We start from the raw sequence: 16262 nt of genomic DNA, 5'->3' as shown, positions 1-16262 counted from the left end.
GATCCCTGAGCGGGTAGTCACGGGTTGGGTCGGGTCGGGTCGGGTCGGGTCGGGTCGGGTCGGGTCTGAGTTGACAATAGTTCAGATCCAGCGCACACCAGGTACCGACCTTGTCCCGCGGATGCGATGATCCTGGCGTGGACGACGACAATTCGGAGCATGAGCGCGACAGGGCGATGAGCTCGACGGAGGCGCCTTCCCTCACTGCGGTTCCCGCTGCGTGGAACCGGCTGGAGCTTGAGCGTGTCGGCTTCGTCGGGTTCGTGCCGCTGATCGGGATGGACCGCACGCAACTCCCTCGTCGGCACGGGGTCTACGTGGTGGTGCATGAACTGGACCAAGAACCCGAGTTCCTCGATTCGAACGTCATCGACAAGTGGCCGCCCTATCCGTCGGCGCACCTTCGCGAGAGGTGGATGACGGACGTGCCGGTCGTCTACATCGGAAAGGCAGAAGGCAAGGTCGGTCTCCACCGTCGGGTGGGGGCGTTCAGCCGGCAGGCGACAAATCACTCGGGTGGCCGTTCGCTCTGGCAGCTCGAGACGTCGCAGGATCTCCTCGTTGCCTGGTTGGAGACGCCCGGTGAATCTGCGCTGGCGGTCGAGCAGCAGTACCTGCAGGCCTTCAAGGCCGAGCACGGGAGCTACCCGTTCGCGAATCGGAGGGGTTGATCATCGGCCAGCTGTGATGGGCGCGCTCTAACGGAACGGTCTGAGCCGAACTGTCACACGCTGAGCTCGGCAGCGATGAGTTCGAAGGTGTCCTCCTGGTGGGCGATTCGCCGACGACGCTCCTCCGGATCGGGGTGGAACAGGGCCTGTCGGCCGGGGTGGATCGTGGCGTGAACCGAATATCGGGACCCCAGGTTCGGGTCCAGCGCACACGCACGCTGCCAAGCCCTCTGAGCGTCTCGGCCTTGGAGGAGGACGGCTTCCATCCCGGGCGTCAACTCGAGCAGTTCGAGGAGGGCCACGGCCCCGGCCTGCGACTGTGCTGCGTTGGGAGCCGCGTTGATGTACCAGGGGTAAGCATTCCACGGCAGCACCACTCTTGAGGCGATACCGACACGGTCGAAGAGCCTCGCCATGCGCTCGGCGGTCGGGTCGTCGTTCTCGGTGCTAAGAAATCCCGAGCCGATCCCGACCTGCGTTGCGGGGCCGGGGTCGCGCAGGATGCTGACGACGCGAGCATCGATGCCGCCGTGGTGGGGCGGGACGTATGGCGCCCAACCGCGTCCGTCCCGATCTCGGATGTGATCGACGAAAGCATTGATCGGTGCGACGTGCGCTGCCGTCGACGCTTCCGCTGTCTGTTCGGCTCGGAACGCGGGGTCCGCCATCTGCCTGGGCATGCAGTGAACCTAGTGCCCGGACGGGGGAGGACAGCTGTCGAGTGGTCAAGACATGTCGCTAAAGCGGACATAAATGACCGATAGTGACCACTCGCCCATACCGTGCCCACCACGAGCTGGGGGAATGGTTTGTGGGCAGACGTGCGGCCCGTGTAACGAGTGCGTGAAGCTTCGGGGGCGGGAGGGGGAGGGCACGAGCCCCGCGGAAGGCCCGTAGCTGCGGGGATTGCGGGGTGCAGAGTGCGCACGCAGGCGGCGCCTCCTACGGTCTGACGGCCTCGCGGCAGGGCCGCAAGTCCCTTATCGTTCAGCGGAACGATAAACGGAAGGCCATCCCCGCATGACACCGATCGTCCCTGAACACCGATCCGGCCTGAGCCGGCGCACCGTGCTGGCCGGCGCCGCCGGGCTCGCCGGGCTCGGCCTGCTCACCCTGTCGGGCTGCACGCCGGCACGGAGCAACCCGACCATCCCCGAGGCCGCTGCCACCGGCACAGCGAAGAGCGGCGGACGCCTGCGCATCGCGCGACCCGCCGCCTCCGCCGCGGAGACCCTCGACTCGGCCAGCTCCCTCTCGGCCTACGAGTACCTCGGCGCCCTCTACAACCGCCTCGTCAAGCTCGACGAACAGGGCGTCACCGTGCCCGACCTCGCCGAGGAGTGGTCCGCCACCCCCGACGGCGTCACCTGGACCTTCCGCCTGCGCCAGGGCGTCACGTTCCACGACGGACGCCGCTTCACCGCCGCCGACGCCATCTACTCGATCGAGCACATCCTCGACCCCGACACCGGCTCGCCCCAGGGCGAGGTGCTCGCCGCCATGATCGGCCCGGGCAGCATGAGCGCCCCCGACCCGCTCACCCTCCGCTTCGAGCTGCTGACGGCCAACGCCGAGTTCCCCTCGCTGCTGACGGCGTACCAGTGCTACATCGTCCCCGAGGGCAGCGCCGAGGCCGGCGACCCGAACGGGATCGGCACGACCGGCATCGGCACGGGGCCGTTCAAGCTGAGCAGCTTCGAGCCTGCGGGGACGGGCAGCATCGAGGCGTTCGAGGACCACTTCGCCGGACGTCCGGTGCTCGACGGGATCGACTTCTACTCGATCCAGGACACGACGGCCCGCGTCAACGCCCTGCTCGCCGGCCAGATCGACCTCATCTCGCAGACCAACCTCGACTTCGCCACCGCCCAGGTCGTCAGCGCCTCGAGCACCTCCACCGTCGCCCGCTCCGCCAACGCGCAGTGGTACACGATCCCGATGCTGTACACCTCCGCCGAGTTCAGCGACCCGCTGGTCCGCCAGGCCATGAAGTTCGCCTACGACCCCCAGGCCATCGTCGACACCGCCCTGCAGGGCACCGGCTCGCCGGGGTGGGACAACCCCGTGCCTCCCACCCAGGCGGTCTGGCTCGACGAGCAGCGCCAGCACGACCCCGACAAGGCCCGGGCACTGCTCAAGCAGGCCGGTCGCGAAGGGTTCCGCACCGAGATCTACACGTCCAGCTACGAGTCGGTCTTCACCCCGATGGCCGTCGCGTACCGCGACCAGGTGAAGGAGGCGGGCATCGATCTCGTCGTGCGCAACGCCTCCTCGGACTCGTACTACACACAGATCTGGATGCAGAAGCCGTTGATGGTCAGCTACTGGTTCACCGGCCGCCCGATCGACCAGCTGCTGAACCAGATCTTCCGCACCGGCTCGTCGTACAACGAGAGCGCCTGGTCGAACCCGACCTTCGACGGGCTGCTCGACTCCGCTCGCGCCGAGATGAACGACGACCGTCGCCGGATGCTCTACCAGGACGCCCAGCGCGTCATCGTCGAGGACTCCGCGGACATGACCCCGATGTTCGGCGACCGGCTTGTCGGCCTCGGCCGGAACGTCGTCAACTACCGCGAGTACGGCTTCGAGTTCGACTACCTCCAGATCGGACTGCGCGCATGAGCACCGAGATCACCAGCCCGCCGGGTCAGCCGCAGCCGGGTCAGCCGCGTCCGTCGACGGACGCCGAGAAGCAGAACCGAGGAGGCGCCCCCTCGCCACGAGGAGGCTCCCGACCCGGCAGCGCGGCCGCCACGACCGCCCTGCTCGTGCTGCGCCGGGTCGGCACCGCCCTGCTCACCGTGCTGCTCGCCTCCTTCTTCGTGTTCTTCGCGGTGCAGGCGCTGCCCGGCGACGTCGCGCAGCAGCTGCTCGGCCAGGACGCGACGCCCGACGCGGTCGCCGCCCTGCGCGAGACGCTCGGACTCGACCAGAACGTCTGGGCCCGCTACGGCCAGTGGCTCGTCGGCGCCAGCCATGGCGACTTCGGCATCTCGCTGGTCAGCGGTGCCCCGGTCGGGCCCGACCTGCTCGTCGCGTTCCGCAACAGCATGTTGATCGCCGTGCCGGCCCTGCTCGTCGGCGTCACCCTATCGCTGACGCTCGGCGTCGTCGCGGGCGTGCGCCGCGGCCGCCCGAGCGACCACACCATCTCGCTGATCAGCCTGGTCGTGATGAGCGTGCCGGAGTTCATGGTCGCGACGATCCTCGTGCTGTTGTTCGCGGTCGCCATCCCGATCTTCCCGGCCGTCGTGCTGCGCGGCGACAGCGCCACCGTGACGGAGCTGCTGCCGAGCGTGTGGCTGCCCGCCATCGTGCTGACCCTCGCCATGGCGGCGTACATCGTCCGGACGGCGCGCTCGTCGACCATCGACGTGATGGCGTCGGAGTTCGTCACCACCGCCGAGCTCAAGGGCCTCTCGACCCGCCAGGTCGTCTGGCGCCACGCCGTGCCGAGCGCCCTGCTGCCGACCCTCAACGTCGTCGCCCTCAACGTGGCGTGGCTGCTCGGGGGAGTCGTCGTCGTCGAGAACGTCTTCAACTACCCGGGCATGGGCAAGCTCATGCTCGAGTCGGTCTTCAACCGCGACCTGCCCACCATCCAGGCGATCGCCGTCGTCAGCGCGCTCGTCTACGTCGTCTGCAACCTCGCGGCCGACCTGATCGCCCTCGCGCTCGACCCGCGGCTGCGCACCCGACGGAAGGCCCGCTCATGAGCACGATCACGCCTCCTCCTGCCTCCGGGGCTGTTGCTCCTGGGGCTGATCCGTCACGCGACGGATCGGGTCCCGGCGGTGATCCGTCTCGTCACGGATCAGCCCCGATCGCGACGCGGCTGCGCTCGGTCTGGACCGGTCTCGGCAGCAGCATCAGCGCCTCCTCGGCCCTCGGCATCGGGCTGGGACTCATCGCGCTGCACGTGCTGCTCGCCGTGCTCGCCCCGCTGATCTCGGGACACGATCCCGTCATGACCGACTCCACCGCAGCACTCAGCGGCGCGAGCTGGTCGCACTGGCTCGGCACCGACCAGTACGGCCGCGACATCCTCTCGCGCACCCTGCACGGCGGCCAGTACGCGCTGCTCGTGACGTTCCTCGCGACGACGATCGCCGTCGGCATCGGCACGGTGCTCGGCTGCGTCACCGCCTACGCCGACAACTGGTTCGACGAGGTCGTCATGCGCATCGTGGACGCGCTGCTCAGCGTGCCGTCGATCCTCGCGCTGCTCGTCGTCGTGACCGTGTTCGACTCGGGGCTGTGGGTCATCGTGCTCGCCGTCACCGTCGTGTACGCACCGGCCGTGACGCGCGTCGTCCGCGGCGCCGCCCGCACCGTCATCACCCAGGACTACGTCACCGCCGCCCGCGCCCGCGGCGAGGGAGCGCTCAGCATCGTGTTCCGCGAGATCCTGCCGAACGTCACCGACGTGGTGCTCGTCGAGTTCGCGATGCGCGCCTCCTGGATCGTGCTGCTGATCTCGACGCTGTCGTTCCTGGGGTTCGGCGCGAACCCGCCGACTCCCGACTGGGGGCTCATGGTGCAGGAGAACCGCACCGCCCTCACCGTCGTGCCGCTCGGGACCCTCGCCCCCGTCGTCGCGCTCGCCACCCTCGTGATCGGCCTCAACCTCAGCGCCGACGGACTCAGCAAGACGCTCGGCGTGGACCGGGCACAGAAGGGGGCGATCTGATGAGCGCTCGTGATCTCGGCCAGCCTGGGGGCGCCTCCTTCGGTTCGGCTCCTGGTGCTGCTGCAGGCGCGACACGAGGAGGCGCGGGTGCGGTCGGCGAGACCGCCCGCGACCTCGTCGTCCGTGTCGACGACCTCTCGATCTCGTACTCGGCCGGGCGACGCGAGGTGCCCGTGGTGCGCGGCGTCAGCTTCGACATCGCCGCCGGCCGCGCACTCGGCCTCGTCGGCGAGAGCGGCAGCGGCAAGTCGACGGTGGCTCGGACGCTGCTGGCGCACCTCCGGCGGGGCTCGCGGATCGTCGGCGGCAGCGTCACCGTGGCCGGTTCAGACGTCTTCGCGCTCGACGAGCGGGCCCGGCGTGCACTGCGCGGCGGCACGGCAGCACTCGTCGCCCAGAACGCCGGACAGGCGCTGACTCCGTCGATGCGCGTCGGCCGACAGTTGCGCGAGGCGCTCGAGAGCCACGGACTGCCCGGCGGGCACGAGCGGGTGCTCGAGCTCGTCCGGCACGTGCGGCTGCCCGACCCCCAGGGGATCGTGCGGCGGTATCCGCACCAGCTCTCCGGAGGGCAGCAGCAGCGCATCGCGATCGCGATGGCCGTCGCGGCGCGTCCCATGCTGCTCGTGCTCGACGAGCCGACGACCGCGCTCGACGTCGTCACGCAGTCGGCCGTGCTCGAGCTGATCCGCGACCTCGCCGTCGAGCTCGACATGGCGATCCTGCTCGTGAGCCACGACCTCGGCGTCGTCTCGAGCATGGCCGACGAGATCGCCGTCATGCGCGACGGGGTCGTCGTCGAGCACCGGGCGACCGCGGACCTGTTCGCCGACCCGCGCGATGCTTACACGCGGGAGCTGCTCGCGAGCATCCCGCGCGTCGGCGGCGGCGCCGGCGGGTCTGGCGCTGACGCTAATGACCACCATGAACAGGGTTCCGAACCAAGGACCGGGACAAAACGCGGTTCATCGTTCGGAACGCGGTTCTTGGCGCGGGTGAGTCGCGTGGTGGGCGGTGCCGGGGACGGCGCCGCGCCTCCTGCGGGTGAGTCTGCCGCTGGCGCTGCTGGCGCTGCTGGCGCTGCTGGCGTTGCTGGTGCTGCTGGTGCTGCGGGCGCTGCGGGCGCTGCGGGCGCTGCGGGCGCTGAAGGTGCTGCGAGTGACCTGACGCGTTCCGGACACGGTGACGCGGCACAGCGCGGCACGTTGTCCGGAACGGGGCACGAAGGAGGTTCGGGTCGCGTTGACGGGACCGGGCACGCTCCAGGTGCGGTGCGGGGGACCAGCGTTCCCGGCGGCGATGCACCCTCGAGTGGACCGAACACCCCGTCGTTGCGGGGTGCATCGTCCACTCCGGGGTTCGCGGCAGGTGCGGGTCGCGCTGACAGCTCTGGGCACGCCACCGGCAGCGAGACAGCAGCGCCCAGCGCGCAGGCGGAGGCGGTCGTCGTCGCACGCGAGCTCGTCGTGCGGTACGGACGCGGGCTGCCCGCAGCCGTCGACCGTGTGTCGCTCGAGATCGGCCGGCGGGAGACGCTGGCCGTGGTGGGGGAGTCGGGCTCCGGCAAGTCGACGCTCGCGACGGCGATGGCGGGGCTGATCCCGGCGGAGTCGGGGTCGTTCACGTTCCGCGGCGCGGACGGCGTCGAGGGCGACCTCACTCAGCCCGTCGCCCGTCGCACGGCCGAGCTGCGGCGGTCGGTGCAGCTGGTGTTCCAGAACGCGGACACGTCGCTCAACCCCCGCCGCACCGTCGGCGCCGCGATCGCCCGGCCGCTGACGTTGTTCACGGGGCTGACGGGCTCCGCACGGGCTGATCGCGTCGCCGAGCTGCTGGTCGAGGTCGGGCTCTCGCCGGACTTCGCCGCACGCCTGCCGGCCCAGCTCTCGGGCGGACAGCGCCAGCGCGTCGGCATCGCCCGCGCGCTCGCCGCCGGCCCCGAGCTGATCATCGCCGACGAGATCACGACCGCGCTCGACGTGCGGGTGCAGGCGGGGGTGCTCGACCTGCTGACGGGGCTCCGCGACGAGAAGGGGCTGAGCTGCCTCTTCATCAGCCACGACCTCGCCGTCGTGCGCGGGGTGGCCGACCGCGTCGCCGTCATGACCGGCGGACAGATCGTGGAGGTCGGCCCGGCCGACGCCGTCTTCTCCGGCCCGACCCATCCGTACACGCGGACGCTGCTCGACGCGACGCTCGACCCGGGCACCACCGAGCTGCCGAGCGTCGGCGACGGCCGCCCGCGCTGGCGCGACGCCGACGGCTGGGACGATCACGGGAACGGACACCGGATCAAGCGCTGGGAGGCGATGTGAGGAACGAGGACGTGACCAGGAGGGCTGTGGCGGGGACGCGCGGCACGGAGCGATCCGGTACGGAACGGAGTGTTGCGGAGCGATTCGGTACGGGACGGATCGGCGCAGAGCGATCCGGTACGGAACGGACCGCCGCACATCGGTCCGGCACGGAACGGATCGGCACGGAGCGATCCGGCACGGAACGGATCAGCGCCCCGAGGAGTGCCGTGAGGACCAGCGTCCACGGCGGGGACCGGCTGCACGACCGGGCCGGCGACGAGGAGGCGGAGGGCGGCATCGCTGCGGAGGCGCACCTCCTGCGCCGCCTGCGTGAGCGCGAACAGGCCCGAGGTCGCGACGGGAGCGCCTCGTGAGCGAGCAGGGCGAGCCGGCCGAGCAGGCCGAGCAGGCGGAGCAGGCCGAGCAGGCCGAGCAGGCCGAGCAGGCCGAGCAGGCGGAGCAGGCGGAGCAGGCGGAGCAGGCGGAGCAGGCGGAGCAGGCGGAGCAGGCGGAGCAGGGCGCGCAGTGCGACCAGCACGCGCACGGCGCCAAGGGCGACCGGTCCGCCGGTCGCGACCCGCGCCTCCTTCGCGACCCCAATGTGCTGCACGAGGTCGACGTGCGCGACGAGTGGGTGCCGCTGCCGGACGGCACGCGGCTGCACGCGCGGATCTGGGCGCCGCGGGTCGCGCATCCCGTGCCGGTGCTGCTCGAGTACCTGCCGTACCGGCTCGACGACTGGACGGCTCCGCGCGACAGTGAGCGGCACCCCTGGTACGCGGCGCGGGGGTACGCGTCGGTGCGGGTGGACATCCGGGGCACGGGGTCGAGCGACGGGCTGTTCGACGACGAGTACTCGGTGCAGGAGCTCGACGACGGCCTCGCCCTGATCGAGTGGCTCGCCGCACAGCCGTGGTCGACGGGCGCGGTCGGCATGTTCGGGATCTCGTGGGGCGGGTTCAACGCTCTCCAGCTCGCCGGTCGCGCGCCGGCCGCGCTCAAGGCGATCGTCACCGTGTGCTCGACCGACGACCGGTACGACAACGACGTCCACTACATGGGCGGCGCGGTGCTCGGCATCGACATGGCGGCCTGGGGAGGGACGATGTTCGCGTTCAACTCCCGTCCGCCACGGCCCGAGGTGGTCGGCGCCGACTGGATCGCGCAGTGGCGCGAACGGCTCGAGCACAACCGGCCGATGACGCCGACCTGGCTCGCCCACCAGGAGCGCGACGACTACTGGCGGCACGGCAGCGTCTGCGAGGACTACTCCTCGATCACGGCCGCGGTGCTCGCCGTCGGTGGCTGGGCCGACCCCTACCGGGACGCCGTGCTGCGGCTCGTCGCGAACCTCGATGCCCCTGTCAAGGGCATCGTCGGGCCCTGGTCGCACCAGTACCCGGACCGCGGGCTGGCTCCCGGGCCGGGCATCGGGTTCCTGCAGGAGACGCTGCGCTGGTGGGACCGCTGGCTGCTCGACGACCCGAACGGCGTCGACGACGAGCCGGCGCTGCGGGCCTGGATCAACGACTCGGAGCCTCCCGCGACGTTCTACTCCGAGCGGACCGGCCGCTGGGTCGCCGCCGAGGCCTGGCCGTCGGCGGCGACCACGGCGCAGGTCGAGTCGCTCGAGCTGCTCACCGGCGGCGAGCACGGACCGGTGTCGGTGCGCTCGCCGCAGAGCACCGGCCTCGACGCCGGACGCTTCTTCCCCTTCGGCAACGCCACCGACCTGCCGCCCGACCAGCGCGGCGAGGACGGCCGCTCGGCCTGCTTCGACCTGCTGGTCACGGAGGCGCCCCTCGACCTGCTGGGGAACGTCGTCGTCGACCTCGCGCTGACGAGCGACCGGACGTCGGCCACGGTCATCGTCCGGCTCTGCGACGTCGCCCCCGACGGCAGCTCGACGCTCGTCACCCGCGGCGTCCTCAATCTGAACGCGCGCCTCGGGCGAGAGCAGAACGTCCCGATGGAGGCGGGGGTCGAGGAAGACGTGCAGGTCGCGCTGGTCTCGACCGGACATTCCTTCCCGGTCGGCCACCGCCTCCGGGTGGCCGTCTCCTCCGCCTACTGGCCCTGGATCTGGCCGCACCCCGACGAGGCGGCCCTCACGATCGACCCGCGGCACAGCTCGGTGACGCTGCCCGTCTGGACGCGGAGCGGCGACGACGGGGTGCGCTTCGAGGAGCCGACCCGAGCGACGCCGCTCGCCGTGCGCGCACTGCCCGCCGCGTCGGACCTGCCGCAGCGCAGCGTCTCGCACGACGTCGGCACGGGCGAGTGGGTGCTCGACGTCGACCCCGGCTACGGCGGCGGGCGAGAGTACCCCGACGGCCTCGTCTTCACCGAGGACAGCCGCGAGACCTATCGCATCACCGACGGCGACCCGCTGTCGGCCTCGGCGGAGTCGCGCTGGGCGATCGGGCTCGAGAAGCCGTCGTGGCGGGCGTGGCTCGAGACGACGTCACGGCTGACGGCGACGCGGGACGAGTTCGTCGTCGTCAACACCGTGCAGGCGTGGGCTCGGGACGGCGGGCCGGAGGCGCCGGTCGTCGTCGTCGCCTCGCGGCAGTTCGAGGACCGGGTACCGAGGACGTCGGCGTGAGCGGGGTCGGGGACGGGAGCGGCGCCTCCTCGGCTGCGGCTGCGGGTGCGGCTGGTTCTGCTGGTGCTGGTGCTGGTGCAGGCGCTGCCACGGCTGCTGCAGGCGCTGCTGCGGGCGCGGCTGTCGCCGCGGGCGGCGGGCGGCAGAAGCCGGCCGTGCGGCGGGCGCTGATCGTGGAGGCGGCCCGCGGCGTGATCCTGCGCGAGGGGCTCGGCGGCACGCGGCTGCGCGACATCGCGGGGGAGGCGGGCGTCTCGGTGGGCACGGTGACGTACCACTTCGAGAGCGTCGCGGAGATCCTGAACGAGGTCGTCGTGCTCGAGACGGCCCGCTTCTACTCGTCGATCATCGAGGCCGTCGACGCCGAGCCGGACCCGGTCGCCGGCGTGCGGATGCTCGTCGAGCCGCTCTTCGCCGCGACGGACGCGAGCGACGAGCACTGGCGGCTCTGGTCGGACTACTGGACGGCCGTCGCTCGGAAGCCCGCGGTCGCCGCGGAGTACGTCGAGCGGATCCGCGTCTGGGAGGCGTGCCTCACGCGGACGCTGCGGCGCGGGGCGGAGTCGGGCGCGTTCCCGGTGCTCGGGGCTCGGGGCGCCGGTCCTGTCGGGGACGACCCCGGAGATCGTGCGTCGGAGGTGGCGCTCAAGCTCGCCGCGTACAGCGACGGAGTCGCGACGCAGCTCGCGCAGAAGGCCCCGGGGCTGACGTCGGAGCTGGCGCTGACCTGGATGTGGACTTTCCTCGGGCACGAGACGGGCGCCTCCTTCGCCTGAGGGCTTCTCAGTCGCGCTGGCCACCTCGACTGGTCCGAATTCGGCCCTTCCGCTGTGCGGAGGGCCGAATCGGGACCACTCGAGCTCGAGGCTGAGGTCGTCGCCGGCGGGGCACCGCGAGTGGTCACGAAGTGTCGCTCCCGAGGCGCGGAAGGACACTTCGTGACCACTCGAAGGGGGAGGGCGACGCGAGCCGGGTCAGGCGCTGCCGGCCGAGGGGTCGACTCCGGTCTCGAGGTAGCTCCACGCCGCCGACTCGGTGGTCAGCAGCGGGACGGCGTCGTCGGCACGGGCCGACGTGACGGTGCTCGTGGCTCCGACGGCGGTGGCCGTGACCAGCAGAATGGCCGCGGCGACGCGGGCGCGGCGGCGCGGGCGTCGTGCGGCGGTGGTGGTCATCCTGGTCCTTCGTGATCGTGGAGGCGCCGCCCCCGTGATCGTGACGGGCCTCGGGCATCAGAGCAGGGGGATGTGGACGACAGGTGTAGCGGGGGTGACACGTGCTGCCGCCGAGCGGCGTCGTCGAGTGGTCGAGAACGGTTCTCCTCCGGTCGGTGGAGAACCGTTCTCGACCACTCGGCTGAGGGCGGGCTCGACCGGTCGGCGACTTCTCGGGGGATCGCTTGACCCTGCCCCAGGGGCATGGGCTCTACTCGTCTGTAGCCGGCGACACGTTCCGGCGACGAAGCCGTCACCGGCATCGACACCGACGAGGAGGCGACCATGGCCTGGAGCACACGACAGCTGGCCGAGATGGCCGGCACCACCGTCAAGAGCGTCCGCTACTACCACCAGCTCGGGCTGCTCGAGGAGCCGTCGCGGCTGAGCAACGGCTACAAGCAGTACGAGGTGCGGCACCTGGTCCGCCTGCTGCAGATCACCCGGCTGACCGAGCTCGGCGTGCCGCTGGCTCAGGTCCAGGCACTCGGCGACGCCGGCGACCACCCCGACGCGGCCCTCCGTGTGCTCGACGCCGAGCTCGAGGCCACGATCGGGCGGCTGCAGCGCATCCGCGGCGAGCTCGCCCTGATCATGCAGCACCGCTCGCCGGCCGAGCTGCCCGCAGGCTTCAGCGACGTGGGCCGCCACCTCAGCGAGGCCGACCGGTCGCTCGTGATGATCTGGTCGCGGGTCTACGACGAGTCGGCGATGGACGACCTGCGGACGATCCTGCGGGACGAGCCCCGCACCTCCGACGACGACGCCTTCGACGCGCTGACCCCGGACGCCGACCGGGCGACCCGACGCCGTCTCGGAGCCTCGCTCGCCCCCGCGATGGGCCAGCTCTTCGAGACCTACCCGTGGCTCACCGACCCGGGCGCACAGGCGCTGCACGGCGCCGAGTCGGCGACGGCCACGGTCGGCGCCGCCGTCACCGAGCTGTACAACCAGGCCCAGCTCGAGGTTCTCTACCGCGCGTACCTCGTGTCGGCCGGCAAGGACGACGACCTGGAGGCGCTCGAGGCCGCGCTGGACGCCGCGGAGGCAGACGGGGCGGCTGCGTCCGTGCCCTCCGGCTCCGCTCCCTCCGCCACCGCCGCTGCCGGGGGAGTGCCTGCCCCTGCTCCCGAACACGACCCGAGGACACGACCATGACCGAGACCGACCCCACCACCACCTCCCTCGACACCGCGCCCCTGCTCGCCGAGGACGTGCTCGTGCTGCTCTTCGACCCGGAGTCGGGCACGATCCGCTCCGAGGGCACCCCGCTGCTGCACACCCTGGCGGGCGCCGTCCTCACCGAGCTGGCCCTCGACGGGGCGGTCACGGTCGACGAGCACGGGTCGGGGCTGCGCGGACGACTCGTCCACGCCGTCGAGGGACAGGAGCCCGCCGACCCGCTGCTCGCCCCCACGTGGCGTCGCCTCGATGAGAAGCCGACCGACCTGCGGTCGCTGGTGCTCGAGATCGGGCCACGGCTGCGCGGGCCGGTGATCGACCGCGTCGTCGAGCGCGGGGCGCTGCGCCGCGAGGGCCGCAAGACGCTCGGGTTCATCCCGACCACGGCGCTCGTGGACGGCGGGACCGGTCGGCGCGACGAGCTGCTCGCCCTCGTGACCCCGGTGCTGCTCGACGACCAGGAGCCGTCGCCGCGGTCGGGCGCGCTCGCCGCCCTGCTCTCGGCCAGCGGGGCGCTGCCCGCGCTGCACCGCGACCTGCCCTGGTCGGGCGCGCTCTACACCCGCGGGCAGGAGCTGCAGCGCGGCGAGTGGGGTGCCGCCGCCACGGGCGAGGCCGTCGCCGCCTCGGCTGCCGCGGTCGCCGCCTCCGTGCTCTCGAACACGCTCTTCGTCAGCGTCGTGCTGCCGTCGCTGCGCGACTGAGCCGCTGCCGGGTCTCGCGCCCCTCCTCCTCCCGTTCTCCGCCCCCTCACTTCGCCCGCCCGTTCGTCGCCCTTCCCCCCTTCCCGTCCTGCACGAGACCCTCTCTGGAGACCTCCATGTCCCGCCCCGTCCTCCTCGCCTCCTCGGCTGCCGGCATCCCGGCCCTCACGGCCACCGTCACGTCCACCGCCGACACGTTCGGCTGGGTCCGGGAGCTCATGAGCCAGGTTCCCGACGTGGTGCAGCCGCTCGTCATCGCCCTCGCCGGAGCCGTCCCGTTCATCGAGGGCGAGGCCTCCGCAGCCCTGGGCGTCATCGGAGGCGTTCACCCGGTCGTCGCGGCGCTCGCCGGGATGGCGGGCAACCTGCTGTGCGTCGTCGTCGTGGTGCTGCTGGGGTCGCGGATCAGGGAGGCGGTGGTCCTGAGGCGTGCCGGGCGCCGTACGCAGGCGGCCGGGGCCTCGGGTGCGGCGGCGGTCGCCGTGCCCGCCGGCTCGTGGTCCGACGGGCAGGCCGAGTCCTCGGCTGCGCCGGCTCCGGCGGGGGCGGCTGCGTCTGCGGCTGCGTCGGGACGTGCGGGCGCTGCCGCATCGACGCCGGCTCCCGTCGCGGCGGGATCGGTCGAGCGCACGGAGGCGGTGCCCGAGAGCAAGGGCAGGGCGCGGCTGCGGCGCTGGCTCGTCAAGTTCGGGGTGCCCGGAGCGAGCCTCCTCGCCCCGCTGGCGCTGCCGACCATGATCACGGCCGCGACGTTCGTCGCGTCGGGAGTGCCGAAGGGATGGGTGATCCTCTGGCAGGCCGTAGCCATCGTCGTCTGGACGACGGCCGTCACCCTCGTGGCCACGGGCGTCCTCGCCGTCGTCGGCTAGCCGACCGGCTCGCGATCGTCGCTCGAGTGGTCAGGAACTGTTCCTCGTGGGGTGGCAGACGACAGTTCCTGACCACTCGGTCGGCTTGCCGGGAGGAAGAGTCCTTATGGTGCTGCCGGAGGTCCGAATTCGGACCACTCGCAGGGGCGTGGTGGATGAGAGGCCCCAGATCGACCTCGGGAGGTGCGGGGGAGGTCGATCCGGGGACTCTCGTCGAGCGTGGGGAGTAGCGCCGGCGTCGAGTGGTCAGGAACTGTTCTTCGTGGGGGCACAGGGGACACTTGCCGACCACTCGGCCGGTGAACCGGCAGGAAGTGCTCTGGAGGAGGCGGCAGGGAGCATTTTCTGCCGGTTCAGCTCGCGGAGAGGAGGGTGCGCTTCAGGTGGGCGGCGGCCTCGTGGCCCACGCGGGACATGGCCTCGCGGGTCTGGCCGCCGACGTGCGGCGTGAGCACGACGTCGGGGCGGTGCCGCAGGGGGTGGTCGCAGGGCAGCGGCTCGACCGAGGTGACGTCGAGGCCGGCTCCCGCGAGGTGACCGGACTCCAGGGCGGCGACCAGCGCCTCCTCGTCGACGACGCCTCCGCGTGAGGTGTTCACCACGACTGCTCCGGCAGGCAGGAGAGCCAGTTCGCGCACCGAGATCAGGCCCCGGGTCGCGTCGGTCAGCGGCACGTGGACGCTGAGGGCGTCGGAGGCGCGGAGCAGGTCGCCGAGACCGGCGGGCTCGGCTCCGGCCTCGCGGATCGCGTCGTCGCTGAGGTGTGGGTCGTGCGCGACGACGCTCATGCCGAGCCCGTCGCGGGCGATGCCGGCGACGAGCTGCGCGATGCGGCCGTAGCCGAGCAGGCCGAGGGTCGCTCCGGAGAGCTCGCGGCCGGTCAGGGACGCACGATCCGCAGGGGTGGCGCCGGCACCAGCACCCGTGAGTACAGGGCCGAGCCCTCGGCGCGTGACCATCAGCAGGGCGACGGCGAGCTCCGCGACCGACCGGCTGTTGGCCGCGGGCGTCGTCGTGACATCGATGCCGAGCTCGGCGGCGGCGGCCACGTCGACGGTGTCGAGGCCGACCCCGTGCCGTGCGACGATCCGCAGCCGGGGGGCCTCGCGCATCATCGCGCCGTCGACGCGGGCGGTGCGGAGCAGGACGCCCTGCACCTCCGCAGCGACGTCGGCCCAGGAGGCGGCGGTCGCGCCCCAGCCGAGGCGCACGTCGGCCCACTCCGCCAGGGACTCGACGACCGCGTCGTCGATCGGACGCGGCACCCAGACGACGGGCCGGGCAGCACCACCCGCGGGCGCGATCTCGCCCGCCGCGGCCTCGCCCGCCGCGGCCGCCGCGTTCGCACCCTCAGCCACGGGGCACCAGCCGCCGGTTCGCCTCGCGTCGCTCGCCCTCGCCGCGCAGCAGCTCGTGGGTCGCCGCGACCACGTCGTCGACGCGATCCGCGGGCACGATCGCCACGCCGTCGTCGTCGCCCACGACCCAGTCGCCCGGAGCCACGGCGACCCCGCCGACCGCCACGGTCTCGCCGAGCCGGTACGGGCCGGTCTTCCACGGTCCCGCCGGCGTCACGGCCCGGGCGAACACGGGGACTCCCACCCGCTCCAGCTCGACCACGTCGCGGGCGGCTGCGTCGAGCACGATGCCGCCGACCCCCAGCGCGAGCGCCTTCTCGGCGACGAGCTCGCCGATCAGCGCCCGCGTCTCGTCGCCGCCGCCGGAGACGACGAGGATCTCGCCCCTCCTGATCTGCTCGAACGCGGCGTGCAGGCCGGCGTTGTCGCCGGGGCGGGTCCAGACGGTGAAGGCGCGCCCCGACAGGGCCGCCCCGCGCCAGAGCGGACGGATGCCGTCGGCGACGCCGAAGCGCTCCATCGCGTCGGAGATCGTCGCGACGGGCAGCTCACCCGCGGCGGGCCAGGCGGCGGGCCCGGCGTCGACGGGCCCCGCTGCGGGGGATCCGGCGGGCTCGGGCTGCTGCGGGTCGGGCTGGGGCATCGTCGCTCCTGTCGATCGGGGTGGTG

Annotated in this window: 15 protein-coding genes; 11 read left to right on the top strand and 4 right to left on the bottom strand. The window is 72.3% G+C overall.

The window, feature by feature from the left end:
- Positions 1–137 precede the first annotated feature (137 nt).
- Positions 138–671: a hypothetical protein gene (locus ES689_RS06125; protein ID WP_146901464.1), complete on the top strand. Its 534-nt coding sequence runs from the start codon at positions 138–140 to the stop codon at positions 669–671.
- A gap of 53 nt (positions 672–724) precedes the next feature.
- Here ES689_RS06125 and ES689_RS06120 read toward each other — a convergent pair whose 3' ends face one another.
- Positions 725–1351 carry a uracil-DNA glycosylase gene (locus ES689_RS06120; protein ID WP_146901461.1) on the bottom strand — a complete coding sequence of 209 codons (627 nt, stop codon included), beginning with the start codon at positions 1349–1351 and terminating at the stop codon, positions 725–727.
- Positions 1352–1691: 340 nt separating this feature from the next.
- Here ES689_RS06120 and ES689_RS06115 point away from each other — a divergent pair, with 340 nt between their 5' ends.
- The 7 genes from ES689_RS06115 to ES689_RS06075 all read left to right on the top strand — a co-directional run bounded on the left by ES689_RS06115 (position 1692) and on the right by ES689_RS06075 (position 11042).
- Positions 1692–3296, top strand: coding sequence for an ABC transporter substrate-binding protein (locus ES689_RS06115; RefSeq protein ID WP_146901458.1), 1605 nt, complete (start codon positions 1692–1694; stop codon positions 3294–3296).
- The gene (locus ES689_RS06110) at positions 3293–4390 is read left to right on the top strand and encodes an ABC transporter permease (protein ID WP_146901455.1); all 1098 of its coding nucleotides are present in this window, start codon (positions 3293–3295) and stop codon (positions 4388–4390) included. Before ES689_RS06115 ends, ES689_RS06110 begins: the two co-directional genes overlap by 4 nt.
- Positions 4387–5364: an ABC transporter permease gene (locus ES689_RS06105; RefSeq protein WP_146901452.1), complete on the top strand. Its 978-nt coding sequence runs from the start codon at positions 4387–4389 to the stop codon at positions 5362–5364. Before ES689_RS06110 ends, ES689_RS06105 begins: the two co-directional genes overlap by 4 nt.
- Entirely contained in the window at positions 5364–7679 is a 2316-nt protein-coding gene (locus tag ES689_RS15825) for an ABC transporter ATP-binding protein (protein ID WP_223269416.1), read from the top strand. The genes ES689_RS06105 and ES689_RS15825 overlap by 1 nt, the downstream gene beginning before the upstream one ends.
- 209 nt (positions 7680–7888) lie before the next feature.
- Entirely contained in the window at positions 7889–8035 is a 147-nt protein-coding gene (locus ES689_RS15550; protein ID WP_191330193.1) for a hypothetical protein, read from the top strand.
- On the top strand, positions 8032–10266 hold the full coding sequence (locus ES689_RS06085; RefSeq protein ID WP_223269415.1) for a CocE/NonD family hydrolase: 2235 nt from the start codon (positions 8032–8034) through the stop codon (positions 10264–10266). Before ES689_RS15550 ends, ES689_RS06085 begins: the two co-directional genes overlap by 4 nt.
- A complete protein-coding gene (locus ES689_RS06075; RefSeq protein ID WP_223269414.1) occupies positions 10263–11042 on the top strand; it encodes a TetR family transcriptional regulator C-terminal domain-containing protein in 780 nt (259 codons plus the stop codon). Before ES689_RS06085 ends, ES689_RS06075 begins: the two co-directional genes overlap by 4 nt.
- A gap of 198 nt (positions 11043–11240) precedes the next feature.
- Here ES689_RS06075 and ES689_RS06070 read toward each other — a convergent pair whose 3' ends face one another.
- Positions 11241–11441 carry a hypothetical protein gene (locus ES689_RS06070; protein WP_146901446.1) on the bottom strand — a complete coding sequence of 67 codons (201 nt, stop codon included), beginning with the start codon at positions 11439–11441 and terminating at the stop codon, positions 11241–11243.
- A 324-nt stretch (positions 11442–11765) separates the two neighbouring features.
- Between ES689_RS06070 and ES689_RS06065 the strand changes: the two genes are divergently transcribed.
- The 3 genes from ES689_RS06065 (at position 11766) to ES689_RS06055 (ending at position 14235) form a co-directional block, all read left to right on the top strand.
- The gene (locus tag ES689_RS06065; RefSeq protein ID WP_146901443.1) at positions 11766–12638 is read left to right on the top strand and encodes a MerR family transcriptional regulator; all 873 of its coding nucleotides are present in this window, start codon (positions 11766–11768) and stop codon (positions 12636–12638) included.
- Positions 12635–13366: a GPP34 family phosphoprotein gene (locus ES689_RS06060; RefSeq protein WP_146901440.1), complete on the top strand. Its 732-nt coding sequence runs from the start codon at positions 12635–12637 to the stop codon at positions 13364–13366. The genes ES689_RS06065 and ES689_RS06060 overlap by 4 nt, the downstream gene beginning before the upstream one ends.
- A 116-nt stretch (positions 13367–13482) precedes the next feature.
- Entirely contained in the window at positions 13483–14235 is a 753-nt protein-coding gene (locus tag ES689_RS06055) for a small multidrug efflux protein (RefSeq protein ID WP_223269413.1), read from the top strand.
- Positions 14236–14588: 353 nt separating this feature from the next.
- Here the strand turns inward: ES689_RS06055 and ES689_RS06050 are convergent, their stop codons facing one another.
- Both ES689_RS06050 and ES689_RS06045 read right to left on the bottom strand, forming a co-directional pair.
- Positions 14589–15593 (bottom strand): NAD(P)-dependent oxidoreductase, encoded by a 1005-nt coding sequence (locus ES689_RS06050; protein WP_223269412.1) that lies wholly within the window; start codon positions 15591–15593, stop codon positions 14589–14591.
- The gene (locus ES689_RS06045) at positions 15586–16236 is read right to left on the bottom strand and encodes an RraA family protein (protein WP_146901437.1); all 651 of its coding nucleotides are present in this window, start codon (positions 16234–16236) and stop codon (positions 15586–15588) included. The genes ES689_RS06050 and ES689_RS06045 overlap by 8 nt, the downstream gene beginning before the upstream one ends.
- Positions 16237–16262 lie beyond the last annotated feature (26 nt).

This window comes from Frigoribacterium sp. ACAM 257 (assembly GCF_007954365.1).
GTDB lineage: Bacteria > Actinomycetota > Actinomycetes > Actinomycetales > Microbacteriaceae > Frigoribacterium.
This window is presented reverse-complemented; position numbering and strand designations above follow the sequence as displayed.

Coding starts and splice junctions, on each gene's coding strand:
- ES689_RS06045 (WP_146901437.1), bottom strand. CDS start 16,236: ATGCCCCAGCCCGACCCGCAGCAGCCCGAGCCCGCCGGATCCCCCGCA.
- ES689_RS06055 (WP_223269413.1), top strand. CDS start 13,483: ATGTCCCGCCCCGTCCTCCTCGCCTCCTCGGCTGCCGGCATCCCGGCC.
- ES689_RS06120 (WP_146901461.1), bottom strand. CDS start 1,351: ATGCCCAGGCAGATGGCGGACCCCGCGTTCCGAGCCGAACAGACAGCG.
- ES689_RS06070 (WP_146901446.1), bottom strand. CDS start 11,441: ATGACCACCACCGCCGCACGACGCCCGCGCCGCCGCGCCCGCGTCGCC.
- ES689_RS06065 (WP_146901443.1), top strand. CDS start 11,766: ATGGCCTGGAGCACACGACAGCTGGCCGAGATGGCCGGCACCACCGTC.
- ES689_RS06110 (WP_146901455.1), top strand. CDS start 3,293: ATGAGCACCGAGATCACCAGCCCGCCGGGTCAGCCGCAGCCGGGTCAG.
- ES689_RS06105 (WP_146901452.1), top strand. CDS start 4,387: ATGAGCACGATCACGCCTCCTCCTGCCTCCGGGGCTGTTGCTCCTGGG.
- ES689_RS06060 (WP_146901440.1), top strand. CDS start 12,635: ATGACCGAGACCGACCCCACCACCACCTCCCTCGACACCGCGCCCCTG.
- ES689_RS15825 (WP_223269416.1), top strand. CDS start 5,364: ATGAGCGCTCGTGATCTCGGCCAGCCTGGGGGCGCCTCCTTCGGTTCG.
- ES689_RS06115 (WP_146901458.1), top strand. CDS start 1,692: ATGACACCGATCGTCCCTGAACACCGATCCGGCCTGAGCCGGCGCACC.